The organism is Amycolatopsis sp. NPDC049253, from assembly GCF_040678995.1.
In the GTDB taxonomy this organism is placed as follows: Bacteria; Actinomycetota; Actinomycetes; order Mycobacteriales; family Pseudonocardiaceae; genus Amycolatopsis.
In genome coordinates, this window is sequence record NZ_JBFAQX010000010.1 from 281,779 (window position 1) to 307,633 (window position 25,855).

The 25,855-nt window shown below is 69.2% G+C and carries 25 protein-coding genes and 2 pseudogenes; 12 read left to right on the forward strand and 15 right to left on the reverse strand.

All coding sequences use genetic code 11. The annotated features are described in order from the left end of the window. Positions 1-4: 4 nt before the first annotated feature. The 4 genes from AB0K15_RS24430 to AB0K15_RS24445 all read right to left on the reverse strand — a co-directional run bounded on the left by AB0K15_RS24430 (position 5) and on the right by AB0K15_RS24445 (position 3,788). Positions 5-868, reverse strand: coding sequence for a metal-dependent hydrolase (locus AB0K15_RS24430; protein ID WP_364054582.1), 864 nt, complete (start codon positions 866-868; stop codon positions 5-7). Then, positions 865-2,337, reverse strand: coding sequence for an NAD(P)/FAD-dependent oxidoreductase (locus AB0K15_RS24435; protein ID WP_364054585.1), 1,473 nt, complete (start codon positions 2,335-2,337; stop codon positions 865-867). Before AB0K15_RS24435 ends, AB0K15_RS24430 begins: the two co-directional genes overlap by 4 nt. An 81-nt stretch (positions 2,338-2,418) precedes the next feature. Beyond that, positions 2,419-2,892, reverse strand: coding sequence for a pyridoxamine 5'-phosphate oxidase family protein (locus AB0K15_RS24440; RefSeq protein ID WP_364054588.1), 474 nt, complete (start codon positions 2,890-2,892; stop codon positions 2,419-2,421). An 11-nt stretch (positions 2,893-2,903) separates the two neighbouring features. After that, positions 2,904-3,788 carry an SDR family oxidoreductase gene (locus AB0K15_RS24445; RefSeq protein WP_364054591.1) on the reverse strand — a complete coding sequence of 295 codons (885 nt, stop codon included), beginning with the start codon at positions 3,786-3,788 and terminating at the stop codon, positions 2,904-2,906. 106 nt (positions 3,789-3,894) lie between these two features. Here AB0K15_RS24445 and AB0K15_RS24450 point away from each other — a divergent pair, with 106 nt between their 5' ends. Next, positions 3,895-4,539, forward strand: a complete 645-nt coding sequence (locus AB0K15_RS24450; protein ID WP_364054594.1) for a maleylpyruvate isomerase N-terminal domain-containing protein — start codon at positions 3,895-3,897, stop codon at positions 4,537-4,539. Here the strand turns inward: AB0K15_RS24450 and AB0K15_RS24455 are convergent. After that, on the reverse strand, positions 4,536-5,450 hold the full coding sequence (locus AB0K15_RS24455; RefSeq protein WP_364054597.1) for an aldo/keto reductase: 915 nt from the start codon (positions 5,448-5,450) through the stop codon (positions 4,536-4,538). The two genes, AB0K15_RS24450 and AB0K15_RS24455, sit on opposite strands and share 4 nt — an antisense overlap. A 61-nt stretch (positions 5,451-5,511) precedes the next feature. On the opposite strand from AB0K15_RS24455, the gene AB0K15_RS24460 reads away from it, so the two are divergent. Further along, on the forward strand, positions 5,512-6,333 hold the full coding sequence (locus AB0K15_RS24460) for an LLM class F420-dependent oxidoreductase (protein ID WP_364054600.1): 822 nt from the start codon (positions 5,512-5,514) through the stop codon (positions 6,331-6,333). 113 nt (positions 6,334-6,446) lie between these two features. Next, complete coding sequence (gene fbaA, locus AB0K15_RS24465; protein ID WP_364054603.1) at positions 6,447-7,478, forward strand: class II fructose-bisphosphate aldolase; 1,032 nt, start codon at positions 6,447-6,449, stop codon at positions 7,476-7,478. Between the two features lie 80 nt (positions 7,479-7,558). Here the strand turns inward: fbaA and AB0K15_RS24470 are convergent, their stop codons facing one another. Continuing rightward, complete coding sequence (locus tag AB0K15_RS24470) at positions 7,559-8,752, reverse strand: hypothetical protein (RefSeq protein WP_364054606.1); 1,194 nt, start codon at positions 8,750-8,752, stop codon at positions 7,559-7,561. 223 nt (positions 8,753-8,975) lie between these two features. Here AB0K15_RS24470 and AB0K15_RS24475 point away from each other — a divergent pair, with 223 nt between their 5' ends. The 4 genes from AB0K15_RS24475 to AB0K15_RS24490 all read left to right on the forward strand — a co-directional run bounded on the left by AB0K15_RS24475 (position 8,976) and on the right by AB0K15_RS24490 (position 11,259). Further along, on the forward strand, positions 8,976-9,386 hold the full coding sequence (locus AB0K15_RS24475) for a DUF3151 domain-containing protein (protein ID WP_364054609.1): 411 nt from the start codon (positions 8,976-8,978) through the stop codon (positions 9,384-9,386). Positions 9,387-9,597: 211 nt separating this feature from the next. Continuing rightward, the gene (locus tag AB0K15_RS24480) at positions 9,598-10,473 is read left to right on the forward strand and encodes a helix-turn-helix transcriptional regulator (protein ID WP_364054612.1); all 876 of its coding nucleotides are present in this window, start codon (positions 9,598-9,600) and stop codon (positions 10,471-10,473) included. Beyond that, the gene (locus AB0K15_RS24485; protein WP_364054615.1) at positions 10,445-10,615 is read left to right on the forward strand and encodes a DUF397 domain-containing protein; all 171 of its coding nucleotides are present in this window, start codon (positions 10,445-10,447) and stop codon (positions 10,613-10,615) included. The genes AB0K15_RS24480 and AB0K15_RS24485 overlap by 29 nt, the downstream gene beginning before the upstream one ends. Beyond that, positions 10,615-11,259 (forward strand): TetR/AcrR family transcriptional regulator, encoded by a 645-nt coding sequence (locus tag AB0K15_RS24490; protein WP_364054618.1) that lies wholly within the window; start codon positions 10,615-10,617, stop codon positions 11,257-11,259. The genes AB0K15_RS24485 and AB0K15_RS24490 overlap by 1 nt, the downstream gene beginning before the upstream one ends. A gap of 49 nt (positions 11,260-11,308) precedes the next feature. On the opposite strand, the gene AB0K15_RS24495 is transcribed toward AB0K15_RS24490, so the two are convergent. Together AB0K15_RS24495 and AB0K15_RS24500 are read right to left on the reverse strand one after the other, a co-directional pair. Continuing rightward, on the reverse strand, positions 11,309-12,601 hold the full coding sequence (locus tag AB0K15_RS24495; protein WP_364054621.1) for a GGDEF domain-containing protein: 1,293 nt from the start codon (positions 12,599-12,601) through the stop codon (positions 11,309-11,311). A gap of 208 nt (positions 12,602-12,809) precedes the next feature. Next, positions 12,810-14,069, reverse strand: a complete 1,260-nt coding sequence (locus AB0K15_RS24500) for an MFS transporter (RefSeq protein ID WP_364054624.1) — start codon at positions 14,067-14,069, stop codon at positions 12,810-12,812. 342 nt (positions 14,070-14,411) lie between these two features. Between AB0K15_RS24500 and AB0K15_RS24505 the strand changes: the two genes are divergently transcribed. Beyond that, a complete protein-coding gene (locus tag AB0K15_RS24505; RefSeq protein WP_364054696.1) occupies positions 14,412-16,313 on the forward strand; it encodes an FAD/NAD(P)-binding protein in 1,902 nt (633 codons plus the stop codon). Positions 16,314-16,481: 168 nt separating this feature from the next. Here the strand turns inward: AB0K15_RS24505 and AB0K15_RS24510 are convergent, their stop codons facing one another. Next, positions 16,482-17,822, reverse strand: a complete 1,341-nt coding sequence (locus AB0K15_RS24510) for an MFS transporter (RefSeq protein ID WP_364054627.1) — start codon at positions 17,820-17,822, stop codon at positions 16,482-16,484. Between the two features lie 184 nt (positions 17,823-18,006). Here AB0K15_RS24510 and AB0K15_RS24515 point away from each other — a divergent pair, with 184 nt between their 5' ends. Continuing rightward, positions 18,007-18,885 carry a LysR family transcriptional regulator gene (locus AB0K15_RS24515; protein ID WP_364054630.1) on the forward strand — a complete coding sequence of 293 codons (879 nt, stop codon included), beginning with the start codon at positions 18,007-18,009 and terminating at the stop codon, positions 18,883-18,885. Positions 18,886-18,932: 47 nt separating this feature from the next. Further along, a pseudogene (locus AB0K15_RS24520) lies at positions 18,933-19,241 on the forward strand (integrase core domain-containing protein); the annotation flags it as partial. Positions 19,242-19,264: 23 nt separating this feature from the next. On the opposite strand, the gene AB0K15_RS24525 reads toward AB0K15_RS24520, so the two are convergent. Beyond that, positions 19,265-20,581, reverse strand: a complete 1,317-nt coding sequence (locus tag AB0K15_RS24525) for a PQQ-binding-like beta-propeller repeat protein (protein ID WP_364054633.1) — start codon at positions 20,579-20,581, stop codon at positions 19,265-19,267. Between the two features lie 241 nt (positions 20,582-20,822). Between AB0K15_RS24525 and AB0K15_RS24530 the strand changes: the two genes are divergently transcribed. Further along, complete coding sequence (locus tag AB0K15_RS24530; RefSeq protein ID WP_364054636.1) at positions 20,823-21,392, forward strand: hypothetical protein; 570 nt, start codon at positions 20,823-20,825, stop codon at positions 21,390-21,392. On the opposite strand, the gene AB0K15_RS24535 is transcribed toward AB0K15_RS24530, so the two are convergent. The 4 genes from AB0K15_RS24535 to AB0K15_RS24550 all read right to left on the reverse strand — a co-directional run bounded on the left by AB0K15_RS24535 (position 21,379) and on the right by AB0K15_RS24550 (position 23,987). After that, positions 21,379-22,035, reverse strand: coding sequence for an HAD family phosphatase (locus tag AB0K15_RS24535; RefSeq protein WP_364054639.1), 657 nt, complete (start codon positions 22,033-22,035; stop codon positions 21,379-21,381). The two genes, AB0K15_RS24530 and AB0K15_RS24535, sit on opposite strands and share 14 nt — an antisense overlap. Then, positions 22,032-22,679, reverse strand: a complete 648-nt coding sequence (ribB, locus tag AB0K15_RS24540) for a 3,4-dihydroxy-2-butanone-4-phosphate synthase (RefSeq protein WP_364054642.1) — start codon at positions 22,677-22,679, stop codon at positions 22,032-22,034. Before ribB ends, AB0K15_RS24535 begins: the two co-directional genes overlap by 4 nt. 403 nt (positions 22,680-23,082) lie before the next feature. Then, positions 23,083-23,517, reverse strand: a complete 435-nt coding sequence (locus AB0K15_RS24545; RefSeq protein WP_364054645.1) for an SRPBCC family protein — start codon at positions 23,515-23,517, stop codon at positions 23,083-23,085. After that, positions 23,514-23,987, reverse strand: coding sequence for a MarR family transcriptional regulator (locus AB0K15_RS24550; RefSeq protein WP_364054648.1), 474 nt, complete (start codon positions 23,985-23,987; stop codon positions 23,514-23,516). Before AB0K15_RS24550 ends, AB0K15_RS24545 begins: the two co-directional genes overlap by 4 nt. Positions 23,988-24,133: 146 nt before the next feature. Here AB0K15_RS24550 and AB0K15_RS24555 point away from each other — a divergent pair, with 146 nt between their 5' ends. Then, entirely contained in the window at positions 24,134-24,982 is an 849-nt protein-coding gene (locus tag AB0K15_RS24555) for a phosphotransferase (protein WP_364054651.1), read from the forward strand. A gap of 420 nt (positions 24,983-25,402) precedes the next feature. On the opposite strand, the pseudogene AB0K15_RS24560 reads toward AB0K15_RS24555, so the two are convergent. Then, positions 25,403-25,855 (reverse strand): annotated as a pseudogene (locus AB0K15_RS24560) (IS5 family transposase); the annotation flags it as partial.

The window sequence follows — 25,855 nt, forward strand, 5'->3', positions numbered from 1 at the left end:
GCGGTCACTTCGGTGCGTCGGCCGCCCGGGCCGCGGGGGAGCTCGCCAGGTACGCCACGGCCTGGTCGGTGTTGCCGGTCTCCGTCGGGTGGTACGAGCGCCGGAAGTACGGCCGGATCTCCCGCAGCAGCTCGCGCGGCGCGGGCACCACGCCCTTCTTGGCCGCCTTCAGGTACACCCGCCAGGACGCCCGGCCCGGCCGTGTCGGGTCGTTGCGCACGAGGAACTTGGTGCCCCGCACGAAAACCCACGCCAGCACCGGCGTCACCACGGCCATGCTCCGCACGCGGCGCGAGTAGCGGCCGTCGAGGTGGCAGAACAGGTCGTACGCCACGGACCGGTGCTCGACTTCCTCGGCACCGTGCCAGCGCAGCAGGTCGAGCATCGTCGGGTCGGAACCGGCGGCGTCGAGCGCCTTCGCGTCGAGCACCCACTGGCCGAGGAACGCCGTGTAGTGCTCGATCGCGGCGATCAGCGCCAGCCGTTCGACGAGCCATTCCTCGCCGGCGTCCGGACGATCTCCCAGCAGCCGCCGGAACAACCACTCCATCTGCGCCACGTACGGTCGCACGGGCAGACCCGCGGCTTCGAGGTGCTCGGCGGCGCCGTCGTGGGCCTCGGCGTGCACGGCCTCCTGGCCGATGAAACCGAGGACGTCCTCCTTGAGGCGCTCGTCGCGGATCAGCGGCACGGCCTGCTTGAAGACCTCGACGAACCAGCGTTCGCCTTCGGGTAGGGCGATGTGCAGCACGTTGATGCTGTGCGTGGCCTGCGGTTCGCCGGGGATCCAGTGCATCGGCAGCATGGCCCAGTCGAACTTGACGTCACGCGCGTGCAGCACGATCTGTTCGTGCTCGAGGGGGTTCACGACGGCCGCCCGGACAGCTCGTAGTCGCTCGGCTGGACCCGGCGCGTCTCGAGCCAGTACTTCCACGTGAAGCCGGGCCAGATCGTGCGGTTCACGCCCTTCGCGTCGAGGTACCAGCTCGTGCAGCCACCCTGCGTCCACACGCCCTTGACCAGCTTGTCCTGGATCTCGGCCTGGAACCGGTCCTGCACGGACGGGCGCACGTCGAGCGCGGCGGCGCCGTGGGAATCGGCGAGCTTGATCGCGTCGACGACGTAGCGCGACTGCGACTCGATCATGAACACCACGGAGTTGTGGCCCAGCGCGGTGTTCGGGCCCAGCAGGAAGAACAGGTTCGGGAACCCGGCGACGGTGATGCCCTTGTGCGTGCGGATCCCTTCCGTGGCCCAGGTTTTCGCGAGGCCGCGGCCTTCGACGCCCGTGATGTCGAGGTACTCCAGCGCATCCGTGACGTGGAAGCCGGTGCCGTAGATGATCGCGTCGACCTCGTGGGCCACCCCGGCTTCGTCGACCACGCTGTTCTCGCGGACCTCGCGGACGCCGTCGGTGACCACGTCGACGCCTCCCCGGTTCAGGGCCGGGTAGTAGTCGTTGGAGATGAGCACGCGCTTGCAGCCCATGGTGTAGTCCGGCGTCACCTTGCGCCGCAGCTTCGGGTCGCGGATGCCCTTCGCGATGTGGCGGCGCGCGATCGATTCGGCCGCGTGCATGAGCTTCGGGTGCCCGTTGAAGCCGATGGCGCGTGCTTCGAGCAGCCAGTACAACGCGTTGCGGTACAGGCGTTGCGTGCCCGGCACGTAGCGGAAGAGCTGCTTCGCCCAGCCGGGCATCGCGTGGTCCGGCTTCGGCATGATCCACGGCGGCGTGCGCTGGAACAAGGTCAGCTCGGCGACGTCCGGCGCGATCTGCGGCACGAACTGGATCGCGCTCGCCCCCGTGCCGACCACCGCGACTTTCTTGCCGCGCAGGTCGAACTCGTGGTTCCACTGCGCCGAGTGCCACGTCTGGCCCGTGAACTTCTCGATGCCCGGCAGCTTCGGGATCGACGGGATGTGCAGCCCGCCGACGCCGGAAACCAGGAACTGCGCGGAGAACTCGTCGCCGCTCTTGGTCTCCACCGTCCAGCGGCGCTCGCCCGCGTCCCAGTGGGCCCCGATGATCTCCACGCCGAACCGGATGCGCTCGCGCAGCCGGTACTTGTCCGCGACGCCCTTGAGGTAGGAGAAGATCTCCGGCTGCGGCGAGAACGACCGGGACCAGTCCGGGTTCTGCTCGTAGGAGAACGAGTACATGTGCGACTGGACGTCGCAGGCGCACCCGGGGTACGAGTTGTCCCGCCAGGTGCCGCCCACTTCGTCGGCCTTCTCCAGGATCACGTAGTCCCGGATGCCGGCCTTTTCGAGCTGGATCGCCTGCCCGAGCCCGGAGAACCCGGTGCCCACGATCACGACCTTGAACCGCTCGGTCATCTGTCGGCCTCCGCTGCGCTGGGGGTCTGCCGCAGATGACGTTACCTCAAGTAACAGTTACTCGAAAGTACCTGCTACCCGTTAGTACGTTCCGCCGAGCTTCGTGTGGTCCCACGAGACGATCTTCGTCGGGTGGAAGATCAGGCCGATGCGCTTCGGGGCCTGGCGGCCGATGAACTCGCTGAGCTCGGCGGGCACGGGGTCACCGGGCTTGGCGCCCGCGTAGCGCTGCATGAGCGTGATGCCCATGCGGGTGACCTCGTCGGTGTCCTCGACGATCTGCACGTCGGACTCCAGCGAGACGCCGCGCAGCTTCTCGTAGGAGTCGCCGCTCTCGACGAGCACGGTGGCCTCCGGCAGACGGCGCAGGTTCTTCGCCTTCTGCGAGCTGCCGTACGTCCACGTCGCGACGCCGTCCTCGTGCGGGAAGTACCACAGCGGCGCCAGGTGGGGGCGGTTGTTCGGCCCGATCGTCGCGACGTTGATGACCTTCTGCTCGTCGAGGTAAGCCCGGATCTGCTCGGGCGTCATGCGGATCTGGTCGCGACGCGACATGTGCGGCTCCTCTAGCGGTCGGTGGCCGCGCGGCCGCCGTGGCCGGTCACCGCCGACTCGTACGCGCCGCGCTTTTCGATGTCCTCCAGTGCGGCCTTGTCCGCCGCCGGCACGCGGGCCCGCGCGCCGAGCTCGACGATCGGCGGCAGGAACGCGCGCAGCAGCTTGAGGCCGCCGACCCAGCGTGGCACGTGGATCGTCCGCGCGCGCTTGAGGATGCCGGCTTCGAGGTCGTCGAGCGCCACGTCGAGCGGGTACGTCTTCCCGATCAGCCCCGGCATCGACGCCCGCAGCTTCCCGAACACCGGGTGCGCGTCGGCGCTTTCGACCAGGTCCGTGCGGATCCACGTGGGGTGCGCGACGCCGACCTTCACCCCGAGGTGCGCGACTTCGGCGCGCAGGCTGTTGGAGAACGCCTCGACGCCCGCCTTCGCGGCCGCGTAGTTCGCCATGCCGGGCGCGTGCGTGATCGCGGCCAGCGACGAGATCGCCAGCAGGTAGCCGCGCCGCTCGATCACGTGCGGCAGGGTCACGCGGAAGGTGCGCCACACGCCGAGCAGGTCGACCTCGATGACCTTCTCGAACGCCTTCGGGTCCACGGACCGCACGAAGCCGGCCGTGGCGATCCCCGCGTTGGCGATGACGATGTCGATGCCGCCGAAGTGCTCCACGACGCCCTGGGTGGCTGCTTCGAGGTCGGCCCAGCTGGTCACGTCGGCTTCCCAGGCCTTGGCGTTCGGGCCGATCTTCTCGGCGACCTTCGCCTGCTCGTCCGCCTCCAAGCCGACTAGCGCGACCTTGGCTCCGCGTGCGGCCAGCCGCTCCGCCAGTCCGGCCCCGATGCCCCGCGCGGCCCCGGTGATCAGCACGACCTTGCCGTCCACGTTCTTGACCACTGGTGCCCTCCTTGGCGTGCGTTTCCGCTTGTGGAGGGGACGGTACCGCAATCTACCCGGGGTAAGCTACTTATCGGTAGGTTGCGGTGGATGGTTGGCTACGGGCATGGATGGTGCTCGTGTGGGGGATCTCGACCAGCCGTTTCTCGACGCCGCGGAGGTCTGTTCGACGCTGTTGCGGCTCGACGTCGTACGCGAGCGCTGGGCCGAGCCCAGCGCGTTGCCGGAGCTCTCGGTGGGTGCGCTGGCCTGCCACCTCGCCCGCCAGGTGACGCGAGCCGCCGAGCTGCTCGCGGTCCCGTCGACCCTGCCGATGCTCGCCGCGGTCGACGACCACTACGCGCGCGCGACCTGGGTCACGTCGACCTCGCTCGCCGATGCGGCCAACGACCGCACCACCGACGACGCCGAGGCCGAGCGTGGTTTCGACTGGATGCTCGTGCGGTACGGCACCGACCTCGGCGAGGTCACGCGGCTGCTGCGCGGTGAGGCGGCGGAGCGGGTGGACATTCCGTGGCAGGGCTGGTCCTTGCGCCGCAACGACTTCCTGCACACCCGCCTGCTGGAGCTCGTCGTCCACTCCGCCGACCTCGCCGCGAGCGTGGCGCGGCCGGCGCCGGACTTCCCGGATGCGGCCTTCGCGCCGGTCCTCGCGTTGCTGTCCCGGCTCGCCGTCCGGCGGCACGGTCAGGGTGCGGTCGTCAGCACCCTGACCCGCCGCGAACGGGCTCAGAACATCAGCGCGTTCTAGACCGACGCCTTGCTCAGCGCCTCGACCTCGTCACCCGTCAGCTCCAGCGACACCGACGCGACGAGGTCCGTCAGCTGCTCCGGCGTGCGCGCGCTCGCGATCGGCGCGGCCACCGTCGGCTGTACGCGCAGCCAGGCCAGCGCCACCGAGGCGACGGACGCGCCGTGCGCCGAGGCGATCGAGTCCAGTGCCGCCAGCACGCGCTCGCCGCGGTCGTCGAGGTACTTCACCGCACGCGGAGCACGCGGGGAGTCGCCCACCTCGTCCGCCGAGCGGTACTTGCCCGTCAAGAACCCCATCGCCAGGGCGAAATACGGCAGCGTCGAAAGCCCCTCGCGCGAAACCGTCGGCGCGAGGTCGGTCTCGTAGTCGCGTTCCACCAGGTTGTAGTGCGGCTGCAGGGCCACGTACCGCGCGAGGCCCTCGCGGTCCGAAATGGACAGTGCCTCGGTCAGCCGCTCCGCGGAGTAGTTCGACGCCGCGATGTAGCGGACCTTGCCCGCGCGCACGAGCGAGTCGAACGCCGTCAGCGTCTCCTCGAGCGGCGTGTCCTGGTCGTCCCGGTGTGCGTAGTACAGGTCGATGTGGTCGGTCTGCAGGCGCCGCAACGAATCCTCGGCGGCGGCCGTGATGTTGGCCGCCGACAGGCCCTTGCGCTCCTCCCACGCGCCGACCTTCGTGGCGACCACGATGTCGTCGCGGCGGCCGCGCTTGGTCAGCCAGTTGCCGATGATCGTCTCCGAGCCGCCGCCACCGCCGTACACGTCCGCGGTGTCGAGGAAGTTGCCGCCGGCTGAAGCGTAGGCGTCGAGCACCGCGTGGGAAGTCTCTTCGTCCGCGGTGAAGTTGAAGACGTTGCAGCCGAGGTTGAGGCCGTAGACGTCGAGGTCCGAGTTGCCGAGCTTGGTCATGCCACGAAACTACAACCGAGACCCGGAAGAATCCGCCGGGCGACGGGTGTTGGGATGGGTTATGGCTATCGAACTGGGCAGAATCGGCATTTGGCGCGGCGCCACGCAGACGAACGGCGAGTTCGCGGCGGAGGTGGAGAAGCTCGGCTACGGCACGGTGTGGCTGGGCGGGTCACCGGGCGGCGACCTGGCGATCGTCGACGAACTGCTCGACGCGACCGACCACCTCGCCGTCGCGACCGGCATCGTCAACATCTGGGCCGACACGCCCGAGTCCATCGCGAAGGCGTTCCACCGCATCGAGGCGAAGCACCCCGGCCGGTTCCTCCTCGGCGTCGGCGCGGGTCACCCGGAGGCGACGCAGGAGTACAAGAAGCCCTACGCCGCCCTCGTTGAATATCTCGACGGCCTCGACGCGGCGGGTGTCCCCCAGGCGTCGCGCGCGCTGGCCGCGCTCGGCCCGAAGGTGCTGAAGCTGGCGGGCGACCGCACGGCCGGCGCGCACCCGTACCTGATCACCCCGGAGCACACGCGCTCCGCCCGCGAGATCCTCGGCGCCGGTCCGCTGCTCGCGCCCGAGCACAAGGTGGTGTTCGACACCGACCCGGAGCGCGCGCGGGCGCTCGGCCGCAAGACCGTGCAGTTCTACCTGCAGCTGTCCAACTACACCGCCAACCTGCGCAAGCTCGGTTTCACGGAGGAAGACCTCGCCGGCGAGGGCAGCGACCGGCTCGTCGACGCACTGGCCCTGCACGGCGACGCTCCCACCATCGCGGCGGGCGTGCGCGCGCACCTCGACGCGGGCGCCGACCACGTGAACATCCAGGTCCTGAACGAGGACCCGTTCCCGGCATACCGGGCACTCGCGGCCGAGTTGTTCTGAATCGTTCCACGTGAGGATGTCCATAGGCGTCCCAAATGAGGTGGACCGGCCCACGCGGCCGGTCCACCTCGTACGATGCGGCTGAGAAGCCAGTCAGTTCCGAGGAGGAAACGATGCCCATCGCCACCCCCGAGGTCTACGCGGAGATGCTCGACCGGGCCAAGGCGAACGAGTTCGCCTACCCGGCCATCAACGTGACCTCGTCGGAGACCGTGAACGCCGCGATCCGCGGGTTCGCCGAGGCGGAGAGCGACGGGATCATCCAGTTCTCCACCGGCGGCGCGGAGTTCGCGTCCGGGCAGAAGGTGAAGGACATGGTCACCGGCGCGACCGCGCTGGCCGAGTTCGCGCAGGTCGTGGCGGCGAAGTACGACGTGAACGTCGCGCTCCACACCGACCACTGCCCGAAGGACAAGCTCGACGGCTTCGTCCGCCCGCTGATCGAGATCTCGGCCGAGCGCGTGAAGAACGGCCAGAACCCGCTCTTCCAGTCGCACATGTGGGACGGCTCCGCGATCGACCTCGACGAGAACCTGCAGATCGCGCAGGAGCTGCTCGCGAAGACGGCCGCCGCGAAGATCATCCTCGAGGTCGAGATCGGCGTCGTCGGCGGCGAGGAAGACGGCGTCGCGCACGACATCAACGAGAAGCTCTACACCGCCGAAGGCGACTTCCTGAAGACCATCGACGCCCTCGGCTCGGGCGAGAACGGCCGCTACCTGCTGGCCGCGACCTTCGGCAACGTCCACGGCGTCTACAAGCCGGGCAACGTCAAGCTCCGCCCCGACGTGCTCAAGGGTGGCCAGGAAGCGGCCGCCAAGAAGCTCGGCCTCGACGCCGGCGCCAAGCCGTTCGAGCTGGTCTTCCACGGCGGCTCGGGCTCGCTCCCGGAGGAGATCCGCGAGGCGGTGACCTACGGCGTCGTAAAGATGAACGTCGACACGGACACCCAGTACGCCTTCACGCGCCCGATCGTCGACCACTTCTTCAAGAACTACGACGGCGTGCTGAAGATCGACGGCGAGGTGGGCAACAAGAAGGTCTACGACCCGCGCTCCTACCTGAAGGCCGCCGAGGGCGGCATGGCGGCTCGCGTGGTCGAGGCTTGCCAGGCGCTGGGCTCGGCGGGGACGAAGGTCAAGTAAGGCTCTCGGCCTGAGGTCGCTCGCACGTGAAACGGCCCCTCCCCCGGGTGTCTCGGGGGAGGGGCCATTTCTTGCCCTGGTTAGACGGCCAGGTTCTCCGGGGTCACCTTCCGCCGCGTGGTCCAGCGGCGCGTGACCGGTCCGGCGCCCGCCCACAGGACGAAGACGCCGACGAGCGCCACCGCCACCGTCCAGTACGCCACCGGCGGCGCCGACTCCGTGTGCGCGTCACCGAGGAACCACACCCGGAACTGCGACTGCACCCACAGCGCCCCGTACCCGAACGCCGCCACCAGCAGCGCCCCGATCGCTGCCGTCGCGACGCGATGGCCGGCGCCGATCGCGAACGCCAGATCCACCGCCAACCCGACGGCCAGCAGGTAGAACGGCACAGTCGACACCGGAAAACCCAGCCCCAGCAGCAGCGGCCACATCACGCACCGGTAGGCCACGTAAGCGCCGGCCACGGACAGCCCCGCCCACCGGAACCCCAGGGTGTGGCGCGCCAGAGCCAGGATCAGCGCCGTCACCGCGATCCCCCACAGCGGATAAACCCACTCCGGAATCGGCATCGTGAAGTGCAGGATCGCCGTCCGGTCCACCGGATGCCCGATCTGGTTCGCGGCGAAGCTCAACAGCGACGGCTCCGCTTCCGGCGCCCCGCGCTCCCACGCGCGCAGGCCGAGGATGCCGTACTCCTGCTGGCCGTTGGGGAAGAACGTGTTCTCCAGGAAGAACGCCCACAGCGCCAGCAGCACGCCCGTCCGGAAGCGGCCGGGCGGCGCGAGGCGCACCCAGCCGAGCAGGACGCCGGCCTGCATGATGCCCGTGCCGAGGTACAGCATCATGTGCGACGGGCTCCACGCGGTGAGGTCGAGGCCGTTCACACGGTGGTTGATCACGTCCAACGGCGCCGCGACGAGGAACACCACGAGCCCCGTCTGCATCAGCCGCAGTGACGGTTTGTCGCAGCCCAGGCCGGTGTAGCTGTGGATCGCGACGAGCACGATGATGATCACCGTGCCGACGGTGTTGATCAGGTGCGGGGGCGCCAGGTCGTCGCGCAGCCACTTGAAGTGCCACGACATGTCCCACGACGAGCCCACGAGCTTGAACGCGAAGGCCGCCAGCCACATCCCGTAGCAGAACCGCAGCACCCACGCGGGCGTCGGCCGGCCGGCCGCCCCGCGGTGCCAGTGCCGCTGGAAGAACAGCCGGGTCTTCCCGACCGGGCTCCGCGGGATCACGTCTACCTGCGTCATGGTCGTCATCATTCCCGGCGCGCGGGCAGCGGTGGTGCGGAAGGTGGCAAACCGCGCGAAAACCGGGGTTCACCCCTACGGGTGGCGGATTTGCCTCGGCGGTCTTTTTCACGGCAGGGTGTCGCGCCATGATGCCGAAACGAGTTGTCGCCGCTGTCGTCGTCGCCGCCCTCGTGCTGGCCGGCGGAGGCGTGCTGACGAGCCTGTTCCTCTGAGCGCGCGGCAGAATGTCGGCATGACGCACAACCTCCTTGGCCCCGAGCCGACGCTGCTGCCCGAGCACACGGCCGCCCAGGCCGCCCTGGATGCGGGCACCGACCCGTCGGCCGTCGCCGCCGAACACCCCGACTTCAGCGCCGCGTGGGCCGCCCTCGCCGAGCAGGCCCTGTCGGACGGCGAGACCGTCGCGGCCTACGCCTACGCCCGCACGGGCTACCACCGCGGCCTCGACCAGCTTCGCCGCGCCGGCTGGAAGGGCTTCGGCCCGGTGCCGTGGTCGCACCGCCCCAACCAGGGCTTCCTGCGCGCCTTGGCCGCCCTCGGCATCGCCGCCGGCCGCATCGGCGAGACCGACGAGTACGACCGCGTGAAGACCTTCCTCAACGACTCCGACCCGGCCGCGGGCGAGGCGACGGGCCTGAAGTAAGCAACGCGGCGGTCGGCCCCCATCTCGACCTGGGTGGGGGCCTTCCGCTTTCGGGTTCGGCCTTGCTCAGCGCAGGTGATCGAAGCGGGACGGAGCCCGCCGGACACCGGGAACTCGTGCTCGGCCTTCCTCGCCCTCGCTGCGGATTCCTTCGGGTGATCTCCGGTGTGAACCTGGGTGTCCCCAGTTGTGGACACTTTACTTTCGGTGAATGAAAACCACCGCGATGCTCACGCCGAGGATCCGCACCCTGGGTGCATCCCTTCGCGCGGCGCGGGTCGGTGCGCACTACGGCGTTCGTGAGCTGGCCCGCCGGATCGGGGTGAGCCCGTCGCTGGTGGTGCATTGGGAGCTGGGATCGCGGGTGCCGACAGCCGAAGACGTGTCCGGGGTGCTGGGAGCGCTCGGCGTGGTCGGCGACGAGAAACAACGCATTCTCAACTTGGCCCACGGATCCGCCGAAGAAGGATGGATCGCCTACGGCCGCCCCGGAACGCCGAACCAACTGCATTGCCTGGTGGCGTGCGAGCAAGCCGCGAAGGCGATGGTCGAGTGGTCGCCGCTCGGTATTCCGGGACTTCTCCAGACCGCTGACTACGCGCGGGCGCTGCTCGAGTCGACCGGGCTGGCGGCCGCCGAGGTCGAGCGGCGTATTGCGGTGCGGCTGGAGCGGCGGAAGCTCATTGTCGGCGTCGACCCGCTGCCGTTCGAGGCTCTGGTCGGCGAAGCCGCTCTGCGGGACACGCTCGGCACTGCGGCCACCATGGCCGGGCAGCTGCGATCGCTCGCGAGTTTGTCCGCGCGGCCGACGATCACCATCCGAGTGGTGCCCTCGGGCATCGGCTGGCACCCCGGTCTCGCGGGGCGGTTCATCCTCTACAACATCCGCGACTCGCGACCGGTGGTCTACTTCGAGCATTTGAGCTCAGGTGCCTTCGTGGCCGATGACTACGATGTGCGGCAGTACCGCGCGGCTATCGAGGGGATCCGCAAGGTCGCACTCGACGCGGCCGATTCCGCCGCGCTGGCTACTCGGCTTGCGGAGGAGATCGAGGAACGTGGCGGAGACCAGGTGGCGCAAGAGTAGCTACAGCGACAAGGAAGGCGCCTGCGTCGAAGTCGCGCTCGATCGCGCCGCCGTTCTCGTGCGTGATTCGAAAGCGCCGACGCTGCCTGGTCACAGTTATCCCGCCTCGGCTTGGCAGGCGTTCGTTCGCCACCTCCGCTGATGTCGAGCCCCGTGCCGCGTGGGAGGCCGCGGAAGTTGCCCGTGGCGGAGCAGCGCGGCAGGGTCGTGCGGGCGGCCACGGAGGCCGTGGCGCGGCATGGGTTCGAGGCGGCGACGATCGAGGAGATCGCGCGGGCCGCGGGGGTGTCGCGGCAGTCCGTCTACGAGCAGTTCGGGGAGCGGAAGAACCTGTTCGCCGCGGTGGTCGCCGATGCCGAGGAGAGGGCGTTCGAGGCGATCGGGGCGCCGGCGAGGGATGCGTCGGAGCCGGATCTGCGGGCGTGGGCGCGCGCGAACTACGCGAACATGTTCCGGTTCGTCGAGGAGGACCCGCACTCGTTCCCCGTCCTCAGAGAGGCCGAGCGCGCGGGGAATCCGGCGCTGACCAGGCTGCGGGAGCGCCTGGCCGTGATCTACGCGGAGGCGAGCCGCAAGCGGTGGGCGGCGTACGGCGTGGACTCGGGGCGGGCCGACAAAGCGCTGGTGACCTTGTACTTCGCGATGACCGAAGCGTTGGTCCAAGTGTCCTGGGAAGGTGACCCGCCGGCCCAGGACGCGTTGGTGGACCTGCTCACGGAGTTCACCGTCGGTGGGGTGCTGAGGCTGCAGACCCAGGCGGCGGACGTGATCGAACGGCTGCGGTAGGTCCGGCCGAAGCTCGGGGGAGGAAGCCGGCCGGACCCCCGCGCGGAACCTACGCGACCGCCGCGAGCTCCCGGACCGGCGAGGAAACCGCGCCGATCACCCGGTTGCGGCCGCCGTGCTTCGCCGCGTACACGGCGGCGTCGGCGGAAGCCATGACCTCGTCGACGCTCGTGCCGTCCACGGGGAACGACGCGACGCCGATCGACGCCGTGCGCTGGGAGATCTCGACGGCCGCGCCTTCGTTGGTGTGCGTCGGGATCACGAGCTCGCTGATGCGCTGGCGGATGCGCTCCGCCGTCACGATCGCGTCTTCCTTCGACGTCGAGGGCAGCAGCGCCACGAACTCCTCGCCGCCGAAGCGGCCGACCAGGTCGTGGGCGCGGGTCTCCTGCTTGACGACGGCGGCGACAGCCTTGAGCACGTCGTCGCCCGCGAGGTGGCCGAAGGTGTCGTTGATCGACTTGAAGTGGTCGAGGTCGATCATCAGCGCGCCGAAGCTGCCGTTCTCGCGCTCGGCGCGGGAGATCTCGCGCTGCGCGCCGTCCTGCCAGGTGGTGGCGTTGAGCAGCTGCGTCTTCTGGTCCGTGGTCGCGAGCTCTTCCAGGCGCTTGATCAGCACCGAGCGCTGCAGCACGTACAGGGGCAGGATCACCAGCACCGACAGCAGCGGCTCGCTGGTGAGCACCATGGTCAGCAGACCGCCGACGCACAGGATCGACGCCTCGAGGAGGTTGTCGTCCATCGTGCCGAAGCAGGACGCGGGGGTCGCCTCCGCCGGGTCGGCGAGGTAGAGGCCGAGACCGGTGAGCGCGGTGTTCACGACGAAGTAGCCGAGCGCCGCGGCGGCGACCATCGCGACACCGTGGCTGCCCGCGAGGTGACCGCCGAGCGCGGCGCCGAAACCGGACAGGATCATCGTCGTCGCGTTCGCCGCGACGCGGTGGGCCTCACCCGGACGGGTGCCATGCCAGCTGCGGAGCGCAAGGTAGCCGTAGAGCAGAACGGCCAGCGCGGCCACGAGCTGCGGCGGCACCAGCAGCGCGGCGGGCAGCAGCCACACGGAGGTCACGTTGATGTGCGGGCCCCGGCTGAGCATCCGGCGCTGGCGTTCGATCTGCCGGGTGATCTCGGTCTGGGCCACGGCCAGGCCGGTGATCAGCGCGAACAGCTCCAGCTGACCTGCGGTGACCGTGACCAGCAGGCTGCTCACGACCGCCAGAACCACGGCGACGGCCATGCTCGTGAGCGTGACGGCGATCCAGCGCCGCGGCCGCGACCACAGCGCCCACCCCTTGATCGCAGCGACCGCGCCCTGCCTAGACCGTTCCCCCGATGTGACCATTTTTCCCCCAAACCCTTGCGCGAGTGTCCGGTGACAATCTCCTCACGCACAGTTTCGGGCCGTTTGCCGCCTGTCCACAAGGGCCTTAGGTGTGTACCTTTTTCCCGAACACGCCGGATGAAGGGTGACCAGCTATGCGCAGCAAGGATCAGTGACCGCGTAGCAGCACCGCAAGGTCGCGCAGGTCAGAGCCCACGCGCCGAGCATGTCAGGCATGCTCGGCGCGTGTGGCTTCCTTCGCCGTGCCTTCGCTCGTCCGGCCGGAGAACGTCCGCTGCCACATGATCGTTAGCGGAATCGTAATCAAGAGTCCGACCAACCCGAAGATCCCGACAGTCGTCTGGGCGGTCAGGTGGTCGGCGATCACTCCGCCGATCAGGGGAACCACGCCCATCGTGGTCGTCAGGCCCGTGTTGGACAGGCCCATCGTCTGCGCCCGGGTCTCGTCCGGCACCGCGACGGTCAGCGAGGCGGTGGCCTGAAGCAGTGCGATCGTGCCGAACCCGCCGGAGATCACGAACAGGATGATCGACGCGACCGGCCCCGGCTGCAGGAAGCAGAGCAGGAGCGGGATCGCGGCGAGCGCCGTCATCGGCCCGATCAGCTTCGGCCGCACCTCGGCGGGCACCCAGCGCGTGTAGATGAACGTGAAGATCACGCTGCCCACCGGGTCGGCGGCCAGCAGCAGGCCGATCACCTCGGGGCCGCCGCCGGACGACGCGACGTACGGCGCCGCGATGCCCTCGTACACGGGCATCAGGCCGGCCAGCCAGGTGAACAGCATCAGCGACCGCAGCGCCGAGGTCGCGAAGCCGACCTTGCCGCCCGCGCTCAGCGACGCGAGGAACGGCTTGCGCTTCTCCCCGGTCGCGGCCGCCGGGCGCGCCTTCACGCCGAAGCGGATGAACAGGGCCGAGAGCACGAACGTGCCGGCGTCGAGGACCAGCGCCAGGCGCGGGTCGAGCGCCAGGAGCAGCGCGCCACCGCCCGCGAAGCCGAGCAGCTGCGCCGACTGCACCGTCATGCTGCGGATGCCCATGCCGACCACGAACCGGTCGCCTTCGAGCACCTGCGGCAGGAGAGCCAGCTGGGACGCCTTGAACGGTGGGTTCAGCAGCGAGACGCAGCCGACGAGCACGCACAGGACCCAGAACGGCAGCCCGGGGATGGCCACCAGCAGGATCAGCGCGGCCCGCGCGGAGTCGACCACCACCATCACCGTGCGCCGGGAGAAGCGGTCGGCGATGCCGGTGAGGAAGATGCCGCCGAGCAGGGACGGGAAGAACGTCAGCGCGTAGGTGAGGCCGGTGAGCGTGGCCGACTGCGTGGTGGCGTAGACGAGCACGGACAGCGCGACGCGGGCCAGCTGGTCGCCGGCGATCGACAGCAGCTCGCCGAACCACATCGCGCGGAACTCGGCGACCCCGAAGACCTCGCGGAACGTCACCCGTCCCGGTGCTGCCGTCATGCGTGCTTCTCCCCGACATTCGTGTGCGGACGGTTCCGCACGGTGATCAGGCGGTGACCTTAGGACCTCGTGGTCACGAGCCAATCACAAAACGTGAGTTGCCAAGGTCAGTGTCCCGTGACTGTTGGTGAATCTCTAGGTTCTTTCGCCGGTATCCAACGGGTCACGGACAGTTCTCCGAGTGTCCAGACCATAGCGTCGAGCACCGGCAAGATCACGAGGGTAGCGTGCTGTGGCCTGCGCCACACTCGTCCGGATGCCGCGCTACGTAGTGCAGTTGCACCGGTGTCCGCACTGTGGGAGCGCCACTTCGTGGGCATCTTGCGGCGTAGCTTCGAGTCCGTGGCCGATCACCCGACGTTCACGCTCGCCGTCGTGGGTGCCGGACCTCGCGGGGTCGGCGTCCTGGAGCGGCTCGCCGCCAACGCGCCCGAACTGCTCGGCGACCGGCGGTTCGTGGTGCACCTGATCGACCCGTTTCCCGTGGGACCGGGCCGCGTGTGGCGCTACGAGCAGTCGCCGCTGCTGCGCATGAACTCCATGCCCGAGGACGTCACGATGTACACGGACGACTCGGTGCGCATGGCGGGACCGGTCGCGCCCGGGCCGTCGCTCATCGAATGGGCGCGCGAGGTGCGTTCGGGCTCCTTGTCCTTTCCCGTACCCGATGACCTGCGTGCGGAGTTCGACGCGCTCGCCAGCACGGACTTCCCGACGCGGCGGCTGCAGAGCCTGTACCTGCGCTGGTTCTACGAGAAGGTGCTCGCCGAGCTGCCCCAGGGGATCGAGGTGGTGGAGCACGCGAGCTCGGCCGTTGCGATCGAGGACGGGCCGCCGCAGCGCGTGCGCCTGGCCGATGGCTCCGAGCTGACGGCCGACGCCGTGCTCCTGACCGTCGGTCACCTCGACGCGACGCCGGACGAGGGCGAGAGCGCGCTGGCGGCCTTCGCCGAGCGGCACGACGTGGCGTACTACCCGGCGGGCTACACCGCCGACGTCGACTACTCGGGCGTGCCGGCCGGCGAGCCCGTGCTGGTGCGCGGCTTCGGGCTCGCGTTCGTCGACCTCATGCTCCTGCTCACGGAGGGCCGCGGCGGCCGCTTCGAGGACCTGCCCGGCGGCGGCCTGCGCTACCACCCGAGCGGCGCCGAGCCGGTGCTGCACGTCGGCTCGCGGCGCGGGGTGCCCTACCACGCGAAGACGGGCTACCGCTTGCGCGGGAAACCGTTGCAGCTGCCCAGGTTCTTCGATTCCTACGCGATCGAGGCGCTGTGCGCCCGGCCGGGGCCGATCGATTTCCGCGCGGACGTGTGGCCGTTGATCGCGAAGGAACTGGCGTGGGCGTATTACACGGAGCTCTTCACCGGACACCCGGATCGCGTGCTGATGGATTTCGCGGTTTTCGCGGACCGGTTCGCGGATCTGTCGTGGGGAACGTCCGAAATGGACGCCCTGGTCGTCGCCGCGGTTCCTGCCGAAGAGGATCGGCTTGATCTGGAACGGCTCGACCGGCCATTCGGCGGCGAGCACTTCGAGTCCGCGGAGGAATTCGGGAAGGCCGTCCGGGAGTACGTGGAAGCCGACCTCGCGCGGCGCGCGGACCAGCGGTTCAGTGCCGATCTCGGTGCGTTCATGGCGTTGTTGTCCGTGGTCGGGCAGCTGCCGGCGTTGTTGATGACCGGCCGGCTTTCGGCGGCGTCGCAGGTCGCCGATATGGACGGGTGGTTCCGCGGATTCTTTTCCTCCTACGCGAGCGGGCCGCCGCCGCGTCGGCTGGAGGAACTGCTGGCGCTCGCCGACGCCGGGTTGGTTTCGTTCCTGGGCGCGGATTTGCTGGTGACGGCGGATGAAAACACCGGCGAATTCGCCGCGTCGAGTTCGAGCTTTCCCGACGTGGTGCGCGCCCGGACGCTGATCGAGGCGAGGCTGCCGGAAGCGAGCGTGCCGCGCGTGTTCGACACGCTGCTGCGCCAGATGCGCGACGCCGGGACCCTGACCGAGGAAACCGTCCCCGACGCCCTCGGCGACGACCAGCCTTCGGGCCGGATCGCCACGCGCATCACGGACTCCCGCCTGCTCGACGCCGCCGGCACCGCGCACCCACGCCGCTTCGCGATGGGCGTGCACACGAGCATCCGCTCGCCGGGTGCGTTCACGCGCCCCCGGACGAACGCGATCATGTTCCGCCAGAACGACGCTCTGGCAAGGGAACTGCTGCAGCTGGCACCCGAGGACCAGGGGTAGGAGGCCAGGACCTCGCTGACGCCTTCGCGAACTGTCACACGCCACCCTGCGGCACTCGGGCTGAACAAGTGCCGCTTCGTTGGGAGATGACGACTCCGTCGGTGGCGAGTTCGTGGGTGACGACGAGCCGCCGGTGGCCTTCAGCGGACAAAGGTGCGTTGGCGTGGGTCAGGTCTGGTTGTCCGCTGCGTTCGTCCGGACGACGGACGGCGCTCTTGTACGGGCAACGCGCTGCGTCGTGGCGGTGAGGAGGCCGAGCGCGCAGACTGCCGCCGCGATCAGGAACGGCAGGGCCGCGGCGGTGTTGCTGTGGTGCTGAGTCAGCATGGCGCTAGCGAGGGCGGCGGCGATGGTGGCGCCGACTTGTCGGGTGGAGTTGAGGATGCCGCCGATTGAGCCGGCGGCTTCGGGGGCGGCGTGGTTGACAGCGAAGCCGACCAAGGCGGGCAGTGTCCAGGACAGTCCGAGCCCGGATAGCAAGAGACCGAGGGCGAGGACGACCGGTTGATGCTGGACCGCCGTTGCAACCGCGACTAGACACAGCCCCGCTGGGAAGGCGACAAAGCCCATCCGGATCGGCAGTAGGGGTCCGTAGGCGGCGACGATGCGCCCGGTGAGCAGCGGGTTCAGGGCGACCAGCAAGGTCATCGGCAGCAGCGTTGCTCCGGCCGCCTCTGCGCTCGTGTGCAGGAGGAGCGGGATAGAGAAGATCACCGTGGTCAGGGCGTAGTTGACCGCGGCGCCCCATCCGAAGGCCGTCCACACCGGACGATTACCGCGCAGTGCCGCCGGGACCAGCGGTGCGGGCGATGTTCGATCTACCACAGTCGTGCCATACGCAAGTCCCACGGCGATGAGACCGAATACCGCGGCCAGAAGCCAGGAGCGTTGCCCTGCCTGGGTGAATGAGAGCGTTGCGGTGGCCAACGTCGCTGCCAGGCCGAGGTGCGGTAGCCAGGAGATCGCGCGTGCGTGCCGCGTGTGCGCGATGGACGTCCGGCAGAGCGCCAAGACGACAAGGGCCATCGGAGCGTTGATCACGAAGACTGCCCGCCAACCATCGACGGCGATGAGCCACCCGCCCAGCACGGGCCCGGCAGCCATCGCTACGCCGCTGATCGCGGCCCACGTGCTGATGGCGCTCCCGCGGCGCACCGGGTCGACATACAGGCTGGCGATCAGACTCAGTGAGCTCGGGATGATGGCTGCGGCGAACAGCCCCAACATGGCCCGGAACACCAGGAGAACCGACAGCGTGGGCGCGAGCGCGCAGCCCAAGGACGCCGCGCCGAAGCCCAATACACCGCCCATGAAGATTCGGTGGGCCCCCCAGCGGTCGGCCAGGCTGCCGCCGAAGACCAAGGCGGACGCCAGCGCCATCGTGTAGATCGTGGTTGCCCACCCAACGCCAACGACGTCGATGTGCAGTGAGGCCATGATGCTGGGCTCGGCCACGGCAAGCACCGTGGTGTCCAGCAGCACCATGAAGTAAGCCAGCGAGATGCCCACGAGCTGCGGTATTGGCCGACGCTGCCGGCGCCTGGCGGACTTGGCTGATGCTTCTGGCATGGATCTCCTTGGCTCGGCGGGAATGATTCGTCGAGGGAGGAGAGTCCGCTTTCGCAGGGTTCGGTTCGACCGCCGCCACCGCATCGGCATTCGGAATATCCGAACACCCGCCTAGAGTGAGCGTGTGGACTTCGACCAACTGCGCACGGCGCTCGCGCTGGTCCAGCATCGAACGGTCAACCAGACGGCAGCAGCCCTGGGCCTTGCGCCGTCCTCGATCTCTGATCGGATACGCCGGCTCGAAGGCGAGCTCGGGGCCCCGTTGTTCACCCGCGATCGGACCGGCATGCATACGACCAAAGCCGGCCGTGCCTATCTCATCCGCGCAGGCGAAGCGCTTGAGGCGCTCGATGTCGCGGCCGAGCAACTTCATGCCGCTCCAGGACTCACCGTGGGAGCCCAAGCCTCGATCGCGGACGAACTCCTACCCGCTGTCCTGGGCGACCTTCGCCGGGTGCGGCCGGGCCTCCATGTGCACCTACGGCCGGATCCCGACCGCGCTCGGCTCCTCGACGCGCTCGATCGCGACGAGATCGACGTCGCGGTACTCCTCGATGCCGGCGAACACGTTGGGGATCTCGGGTTCGCCCGACCTGCCTCAGTCCTCGAGTATCTCGACGTCCGTGAGGTCCCCATGGTTGTGGTGGTCCCACCAGATCATCCACTCCTCGGGCATCCGGTGACGATGCAGGAGATCCAGCAGACAGGAGGTCTGATCGGCAGGGAAGCCCGCTGCTCGTTCTGGATGGCCACCAAGCGATGGCTCGGCCCCGACCTCGATCTGACCGCCGTCGGCGGACTTGCGCAGGTCCGTGAGTGGGTCGCCGCCGGTCGCGGGATCGCGCTACTGCCCGAGTTCGCAGTCCGCACTGACTTCGGCTCACGACGGCTCGCAAAGCTCGACGTGCACGCACCTCCGCTGCAGTTGCGACTCATCTGGCGCGAAGGCCACGAGGACGCGGACGCGCTCCGCCACCTCCTCTACGCACTCACCCAGGCGTAAGGCACGGAGTCGGCGTTGCGGGGTCAACCTGTTTGCCGGCAACACCGGCCGACTCCGAGATCCTCCCCGACGAGAAAGGCCCCACCTGCGCTGCGTTCCTCGCCCGGGCGATCACCCACTTCGCCGGCCACGGCATCCGACAGAAGTTCATCAAACCCCACTGCCCTTGGCAGAACGGGAAAGTCGAGCGCCTCAATCGGAGTCTCCAAACCGAATGGGCCTACCGGCACGTCTTCACCGGCAACACCGACCGAACCGCAGCCCTTGGCTCCTGGCTCGAGCACTACAACACTCAACGCCGCCACAGCGCACTCGGCGGACAATCACCCGACAGCCGACTGCCACCAACCTGTTGGCCGGCAACAGCTAGGCGGTCAGCTCACTTCTTCACCGGGTACGCCTTGGGTGCGCCGTCCTGGTCGGCGGCGATGCCGGCGTACGCGCTGACCAGCACGGGCGCGGCACCGACGTGGTCGGTGGACAGGTCCTTGCCGGTCTTGGCGTCCAGCACGATCGGCTGCCCGCCTTGGGTTTTGCCGTACAGGGCGCCGTGCCAGGCGACGGTGACGCTCGGCGCCACGCGGTTGGCGGCCTGGTCCGGCAGGCTCCACAGCTTGGCGGCGGTCTTGGCGTCGTAGCCGGTGAGCACGCCGTCTTCCTCGCACGTCAGCACGGACTGCTGGTCGTAGCGGCAGTCGCCGTAGGCCTGGGAGCCGAAGCCGTGTGCGCCTTCGATCTTGGCCTTCTCGGCGCCGGTGGCGGGGTCGAGGAACAGCAGGTACGACTGCCCGGAGCCGTAATCGGTGCGGTTGGCCACGACGAGCGCCGGATCCGCCTGGACCATCGTGAGCCCGTAGGACTCGCGCGCACCGATCCACTTCTGCTGCCCGGTGACCAGGTCGAGCGCGGTGGCCTGGGTCATCGAGTCGTTCTCGGCCACGTTGAAGTCGGTGCCGACGAGGACGTCGCCGTGGAGGCTGCCGGCCACGTAGTCCTTGCGCTGCCACAGGGTCTTGCCCGTGGCCGGGTCGAGCGCGGCGGTGATGTGGTTCTCGTCCTGGCTGTAGCTCGCGACGACGGCCTTGTCGGTGACGGCGACGACCTGGGTGACAGCGTTGCCGGCGTCGGCGTACTGGTCGTCGGAGACCTTGATGTCCGCCTGCCACGCCTTGGCGCCGGTTTCTTTGTCCGCCGCGACCACCGACAACGTGATGTACGACGGCGTGGTGCCTTGCTCCGGCATGAGGATCGGGACGGCGCCGACCGCGAGCTTGTCGCCGACCGCCGGTGGGCGCGGTCCGGTCTCGTTCACGAACGGCGTGCTCTGGTTGTACGGGTCGCCGGGCTTGCCCACGACCGGGACGCTCCACCTCTGCCGGCCGGTGAGCACGTCGACCGCGTTCAGTGCGGTCTGCGTGATGACGTAGGCGGTGCGGTCGCGCAAGGTCGTGAACGTCGACACGACGTTGCCGGCAACGTTGGCGCGCAGGGCTTCGGCGGGCAGGCCGACGCCGGCGGCGGCGTCGAACGCGGTCGGTGGGTCGGCGGTCTTGGCCGCGGGCTCGGTGGACGCCGGGTGCTGCCCGGCCGGTGCTGATCCGGACGGCACCGCGATGCCGTCCTTCGTGCCGCCGCCGCAGCCGGCGACCGTGATCGCCGCTACCGAACACGCCACGATGACCAGAGTTCGTCGCATGAGCGCCTGCCTTCCCCCAAGGTCCACTGCTTCGACCGCCGCACCTTAACCGAGCGGGTGCGTGCAATGTGGCAGTTCACACGAATGTGTCACTATTTCCTGTTCGGCGGGCTGTATCAGCGAAGATCTCCCGGTGAAACCCGCCTCCGTGTGACGATTCGTCGGGCTTTCCGGTTCCGCCCCACGGGCGCCGGTCTGTCGCTTACTCTCCGGAGGTTCTCACTGAGGGGAAAGGTGCTCCATGTCCGTTCGTGCGCTAGTCGTGCTGACCACGGGTGCTGCCCTGCTGATCGCCGGATGCTCCAGCAGCGTCGGCGGCTCGGCGGCACCGGCTTCGCCGGCCAACCCGGCGGCACCGTCCGCGGCCGCCTCGTCTGCGCCGCCGTCGACTCCGACGCAGCCGGCCACTTCGACCTCAGCGACCTCGACGCAGGCCGGCTCGACCCAGTCCGGTTCGGAGAAGTCCACCGCGGGCGCGATCACGCGCTACGAGGCCTTCCTGCACGCCGTCGGCAAGGAAGATCTCGCCACCTCCTGCGAAATCGCGGGCCCGGCCGCCAAAAAAGCCGAGGACGAGGGCTGGGGCCCGTGTGAGCAGACGTTCCCGATCACGTTCCAGATGATCTCCGCCCAGCAGAAGGCCGCACTCCGCGGCGCCACCATCGACCCCGGCCGGGTCACCGAAACGAGCTCGACGAAGGTCCAAATCCCGGCCACCGCCATCCGCGCCGCCGTCAAGTTCAGCGACAGCGACATCGGCGACGCCACCATGGAGTACCGCGGCGGGCAGTGGTTCGTCATCGACGACTGAGCAGCCCGTCCACGATCTTCGCCGCCACGGACGCGTCGGTGGCTTGGTGCTCGGCGAGGCCGAGCGCCGCGAAGTCGCGCGCGGCCGCCGGGTTGGGGACGGCGAGCACGGTCATGCCCGCCGCGTGGGCCGAGCGGATGCCGGAGCTCGAGTCCTCGACGGCGAGGCACCGCGCCGGGGCCAGCCCGAGGCGCTGCGCGGCGAGCAGGTACGGGTCGGGCGCCGGTTTGCCGTGGGCGACGTCGTCGCCGGTCACGGTGGTGCGGAAGGGGAGGCCGAACGTGGTGATCGCGGCCTCGACGTAGGGGCGCGGCGAGGCGGAGACCAGGGCGACCGGGCCCAGCTCGACCGCCGTGGCGACCAGATCGGCGGCGCCGGGGACCAGGCCGAACTCGCCGCGCCGAACAGCCGCGATCATGCCGTCGACGCATTCGGCGACGGCCGACTCCGGCGTGAGGCCAGGACAGCGCGAAGCCAGGTGCGCGCCCCAATGCGCGGTGCTCTTGCCCTGGATCGCGGCCCAGTCGGCGGGGGTCCACGGCTCGCCGTGGCGGGTGGCCACCGCGGCGAAGACCCGGTTCCACGTGGTGGCGCTGTCGACGAGGGTCTCGTCGAGGTCGAAGACCGTGGCAGAGAGCGTCACCGGGCCGCCGCGGGCTGGGGTGCGAAGACGCGGATCTGCTCGATCGACGTGACCTTGAGCCACAGCCGGTCGGCGAGCGCGCGCAGCTGGGGCAGGCGGGCGACGCTGCCGTCGTCGTTGCAGACCTCGCTGATCACGGCCACCGGCGCGAGCCCGGCCAGCCGCATCAGCTCGACGGACGCCTCGGTGTGGCCGCGGCGCTCGGCGAGGCCACCGGCCCGCGCGCGCAGGGGGAACACGTGCCCCGGCCGGCACAGCGCGCCGGGCGTGGTGGTGGGGTCGGCGAGCAGACGCAGGGTGTGCGCGCGGTCGGCCGCGGAGATGCCGGACTCGATCCCGGCGGCGGCGTCGACCGACACGGTGTAGGCCGTGCCCGCCGGGTCTTCGTTGACCTGCACCATCGGCGGCAGCAGCAGCCGGTCGGCGAGCTCCGGAGGCATCGGCGCGCAGATCAGGCCGCTGGTGTGGCGCAGGTAGAACGCGAGGGCCTGGGAAGTGGCGTGTTCGGCCGCCATGACGAGGTCGCCCTCGTTCTCGCGATCCTCGTCGTCGACAACGATCACCGGCCGGCCGGACCGGAGGTCGAGGAGCGCGGCGGCGACGGTGTCCAGCGCGGGCGAGGGGCGAAGTTGTGCGGGGATCATGGCCGCAGACATTAAGGTCGCGATGTCCCGCTCGCCGGGACGAGTCACTCCACAGTCGGGTGCCGGCCACCGCCGGGTGACGTCCGGTTGCGCCGGGTGGAGCAGCAGCTGTGGAAATCCACAAAGGCCCGCCACCGCGTGGCTGGTTCGCCCGGGACGCCCTTCCTAGCGTGAGGGTCGTACGGCGAACCGGAAGGGCGGCAGATGACCTGGGACTTGTCCACGGAACCGGAGTTCGCGGCGAAGCTGGACTGGGCGCGGGAGTTCGTGCGCGCCCAGCTCGGGCCCCAGGTGCGCGGCCCAGAGGCCGTTGTCCTTCACGGCCTGCTGCAACGGCGTTGCGATCCGCCGGAAGCCCGCGTGGTCCAGCCCCAGCACCTCCAGCGGGTAGATCTCGGCGAGGTTATTTTTGCAGGATTTCGGCGAGGGTGCCGAGGTTGTCCTGCATGCCGCGTTTGAACAGCTTTTCGGCCAGGGGCCCGAGGAGCGCGGCGGGTCCGGGGAGCCCGGCTGCGCTGATGGTGCCTTCCAGGGTGAGCTGGGTTTTGCCTTGTTCCGGCTCGATTTTATAGCGGTAGACGAACGGTGTCGGGCCGCTGAGTGAGGTGAACGTGACGGCTCTTTCCGGGGTGAGGTCGGTGATGGCCACCTCGTTTCGGGCGGGTCCTCCGGGCAGGTTCCGGTGGACCTCGTAGCGAGTGCCGACCCCGGTGTCCTTTCCCAGCCGGTCGACCCGCTGCACAGCCGAATACCACTGCGGCATGGTCGTGAAATCAGCGACGAACTCGAATACCTCTTCGGGTGGCGCGTCGATTGTCAGGGTCAACTCGAACGTCATTTCTTCCGCCTTCCTTCGGCAGCAACGCGATTCGCGAACGCTCGCCCTGCCGGTGATTCGTGGGTGAACTTGGTGAGGAACTCGAGAAAGGCCTCGACGTCAGTTCCTTTGGCCGCCCTGTCGAGCTGGTCGTACAGCTGATCCTCGATCTCGGCGACACGCTCGGCCTTGGCGCGCCCGTCTTGCGTGAGCGCCAACCGCACCTGCCGCCGATCCTGCTCACTCGCGCTCCGCTCCACGAGCCCCGCCCCCACCAGCCGGTCCACGATCCGGCTCGGACTCGCTCCGGTGTCGCACACGAGCATCTCCCCGAGCTCCCGCAACGCCATCGGCCCGTGCCCCGCGAGGATCCGCAACACCTCCGACTGCGCCGGCGTCACCCCGATCTCCCCCAGTCGCCCGGTCAGCCGGCGGTTGCCCTCGCGCTGCGCCGCGAGGATGAGGTAGCGGAGCTGCTCGGCTCTGCGCACTTGGCCTCCAGTTTTGATGTCGTGACATGTATGTCGCGGCATCGATTACACGCCCAGGGGGAGCTGGTGTCAAGGACCAGGGAGAATTCGGTGCTTCCGTCAAGAGTTGCTGCCGTCGAATGAGATGCCGAAGGAAGAGGCTCAGGGTGAACGACCAGGTGCCTGCCGATCTGCTGGAGATCGTCGAGACGCTCCTGCCGGGCGTCGCCGTCGGCCCGGCGCGCCTGGCCGGCCACGGCAACATCCATCACGTCGTTCTGCTTCCCGGCGTCGCCGCTGTGCGGATCAGCCGGCGCCCGGCGGCTGCGGAGGCTTTGCCGCGCCGAATGGAGCTGCTGCGGGTGATCGCAAGCGCCGGGCTGCCGTTCGCGGTCCCGGAACCGCTGACGCCGGTGGCGATGTTCGGCGATCGCGCGGCCGTGGCCGTCTCCTGGATCGACGGCGCCGGACTGCCGGAGGGGCAGGGAGATCCAGCGAAGATCGGTGAGCTTCTCGGCGCTTTGCGGGAACTGCCGCTCACTCCCGAGCTGAGAGCGGCGCTGGCCGCCCCGAGCGAGGGCGGGCGGTGTTGGGCGGACGTCCTGGCCCAAGATGTCATCCCCCGACTCCCCGGGAAGTGGCGCGACGAAGGCCGCCGGCGCCTCGACCGGGCGTTGGTCCTCGAACCGGTCGCGGACTCGCTCGTGCACGCCGACCTGGGCGGCGAGAACGTCCACTGGACCGAGGACGGCAAGCTGGCCGGTGTCCTGGACTGGGACCTGGCCATGCCGTTCGACCCGGCGATCGACGCCGCCTGCATGGCCTGGCACGGCTGGCAGAACGTCCGCGGAGCCGTCGACCGCGAGACCTACCGGCGCGCCCGGGTCTGGGACGCGGTGTTCGGCGTCGAGCACTTGGTGGCCGTACTCAACGGCCGGCCCTTGACCAACGCCGACAGCTACGTGGCGCACATCGTCGCGTGGCTGGAGCGGGATGCGGACCGGCCTCTCGCCTAGCTCGCGGGCCGCGGGTGGCGGTCTGGGCAGGAGTCAGAACCGACGCGCTGCGACTGATCCCGCGCTCAGCGTCGCACCCGCAGGGACGGTGGCCGAAACGAGCCGAGTCATGCGCGAGTGTCGCTTGTGGACTGGTGCCTGCGTTTCTCCGCCGTCCGGGAGTGCCGCAGTTCGGAATGGGAGTTGTCCACAAGGGTCTTGGTGTGGGGCCGAGGTTGTCCACAGGAATCTTGCTCACGACGGAAGTTGTCCACAGGGGATTCCCCTGCGACCGAAGTTGTCCACAGTAGTCCCGCTTGTACCCGAGGTTGTCCACAGTGGGCCCGCTTGCGACCGAGTTGTCCACAGATTCATTCCGAGCAGTTTTTCAGGGCCCAGCATCGATAGACTGGAATGGGGACGCCCCCCTTAGAGCGTGTCTCATGTGGCTAGTTTTCGGAGTTTCTTGTAGCAGGTGAGGCTGGCTCCGAGGATGAGGAAGGCGAGGAAGTGTTCGGCTTTGCGTTCCTAGCGCAGGGTGAGGCGCCGGTATCCGGTGAACCAGGCCATGGTTCGTTCGATCACCCAGCGGTGTTTGCCGAGCTTGTCCTTGGATTCGATGCCCTTGCGGGCGATGCGGACCTTGATGCCGTGGTCTCGGACCCAGCGGCGGAGGTCGGGCTGGTCGTAGGCCTTGTCGGCGTGCAGCTTGGCCGGCTTGCTGCGTCGCGGACCACGGCGGGAGCGGACGGCGGGAATCGCCATCACCAGTGGCTTGAGTGCGTAGGAGTCGTTGGTGTTGGCGGCGGAGACAGCCACCGCGAGCGGCCTCCCGGCGCGTCGGACAGGGCGTGGATCTTCGAGCCGGGTTTACCGCGGTCGACCGGGCTGGGA

Coding starts and splice junctions, on each gene's coding strand:
- AB0K15_RS24495 (WP_364054621.1), bottom strand. CDS start 12,601: ATGGTCACATCGGGGGAACGGTCTAGGCAGGGCGCGGTCGCTGCGATC.
- AB0K15_RS24490 (WP_364054618.1), top strand. CDS start 10,615: ATGTCGAGCCCCGTGCCGCGTGGGAGGCCGCGGAAGTTGCCCGTGGCG.
- AB0K15_RS24530 (WP_364054636.1), top strand. CDS start 20,823: ATGTCCGTTCGTGCGCTAGTCGTGCTGACCACGGGTGCTGCCCTGCTG.
- AB0K15_RS24480 (WP_364054612.1), top strand. CDS start 9,598: ATGAAAACCACCGCGATGCTCACGCCGAGGATCCGCACCCTGGGTGCA.
- AB0K15_RS24475 (WP_364054609.1), top strand. CDS start 8,976: ATGACGCACAACCTCCTTGGCCCCGAGCCGACGCTGCTGCCCGAGCAC.
- AB0K15_RS24450 (WP_364054594.1), top strand. CDS start 3,895: ATGGATGGTGCTCGTGTGGGGGATCTCGACCAGCCGTTTCTCGACGCC.
- AB0K15_RS24440 (WP_364054588.1), bottom strand. CDS start 2,892: ATGTCGCGTCGCGACCAGATCCGCATGACGCCCGAGCAGATCCGGGCT.
- AB0K15_RS24500 (WP_364054624.1), bottom strand. CDS start 14,069: ATGACGGCAGCACCGGGACGGGTGACGTTCCGCGAGGTCTTCGGGGTC.
- AB0K15_RS24435 (WP_364054585.1), bottom strand. CDS start 2,337: ATGACCGAGCGGTTCAAGGTCGTGATCGTGGGCACCGGGTTCTCCGGG.
- ribB (WP_364054642.1), bottom strand. CDS start 22,679: ATGATCCCCGCACAACTTCGCCCCTCGCCCGCGCTGGACACCGTCGCC.
- AB0K15_RS24470 (WP_364054606.1), bottom strand. CDS start 8,752: ATGATGACGACCATGACGCAGGTAGACGTGATCCCGCGGAGCCCGGTC.
- fbaA (WP_364054603.1), top strand. CDS start 6,447: ATGCCCATCGCCACCCCCGAGGTCTACGCGGAGATGCTCGACCGGGCC.
- AB0K15_RS24545 (WP_364054645.1), bottom strand. CDS start 23,517: ATGACGTTCGAGTTGACCCTGACAATCGACGCGCCACCCGAAGAGGTA.
- AB0K15_RS24460 (WP_364054600.1), top strand. CDS start 5,512: ATGGCTATCGAACTGGGCAGAATCGGCATTTGGCGCGGCGCCACGCAG.
- AB0K15_RS24455 (WP_364054597.1), bottom strand. CDS start 5,450: ATGACCAAGCTCGGCAACTCGGACCTCGACGTCTACGGCCTCAACCTC.
- AB0K15_RS24525 (WP_364054633.1), bottom strand. CDS start 20,581: ATGCGACGAACTCTGGTCATCGTGGCGTGTTCGGTAGCGGCGATCACG.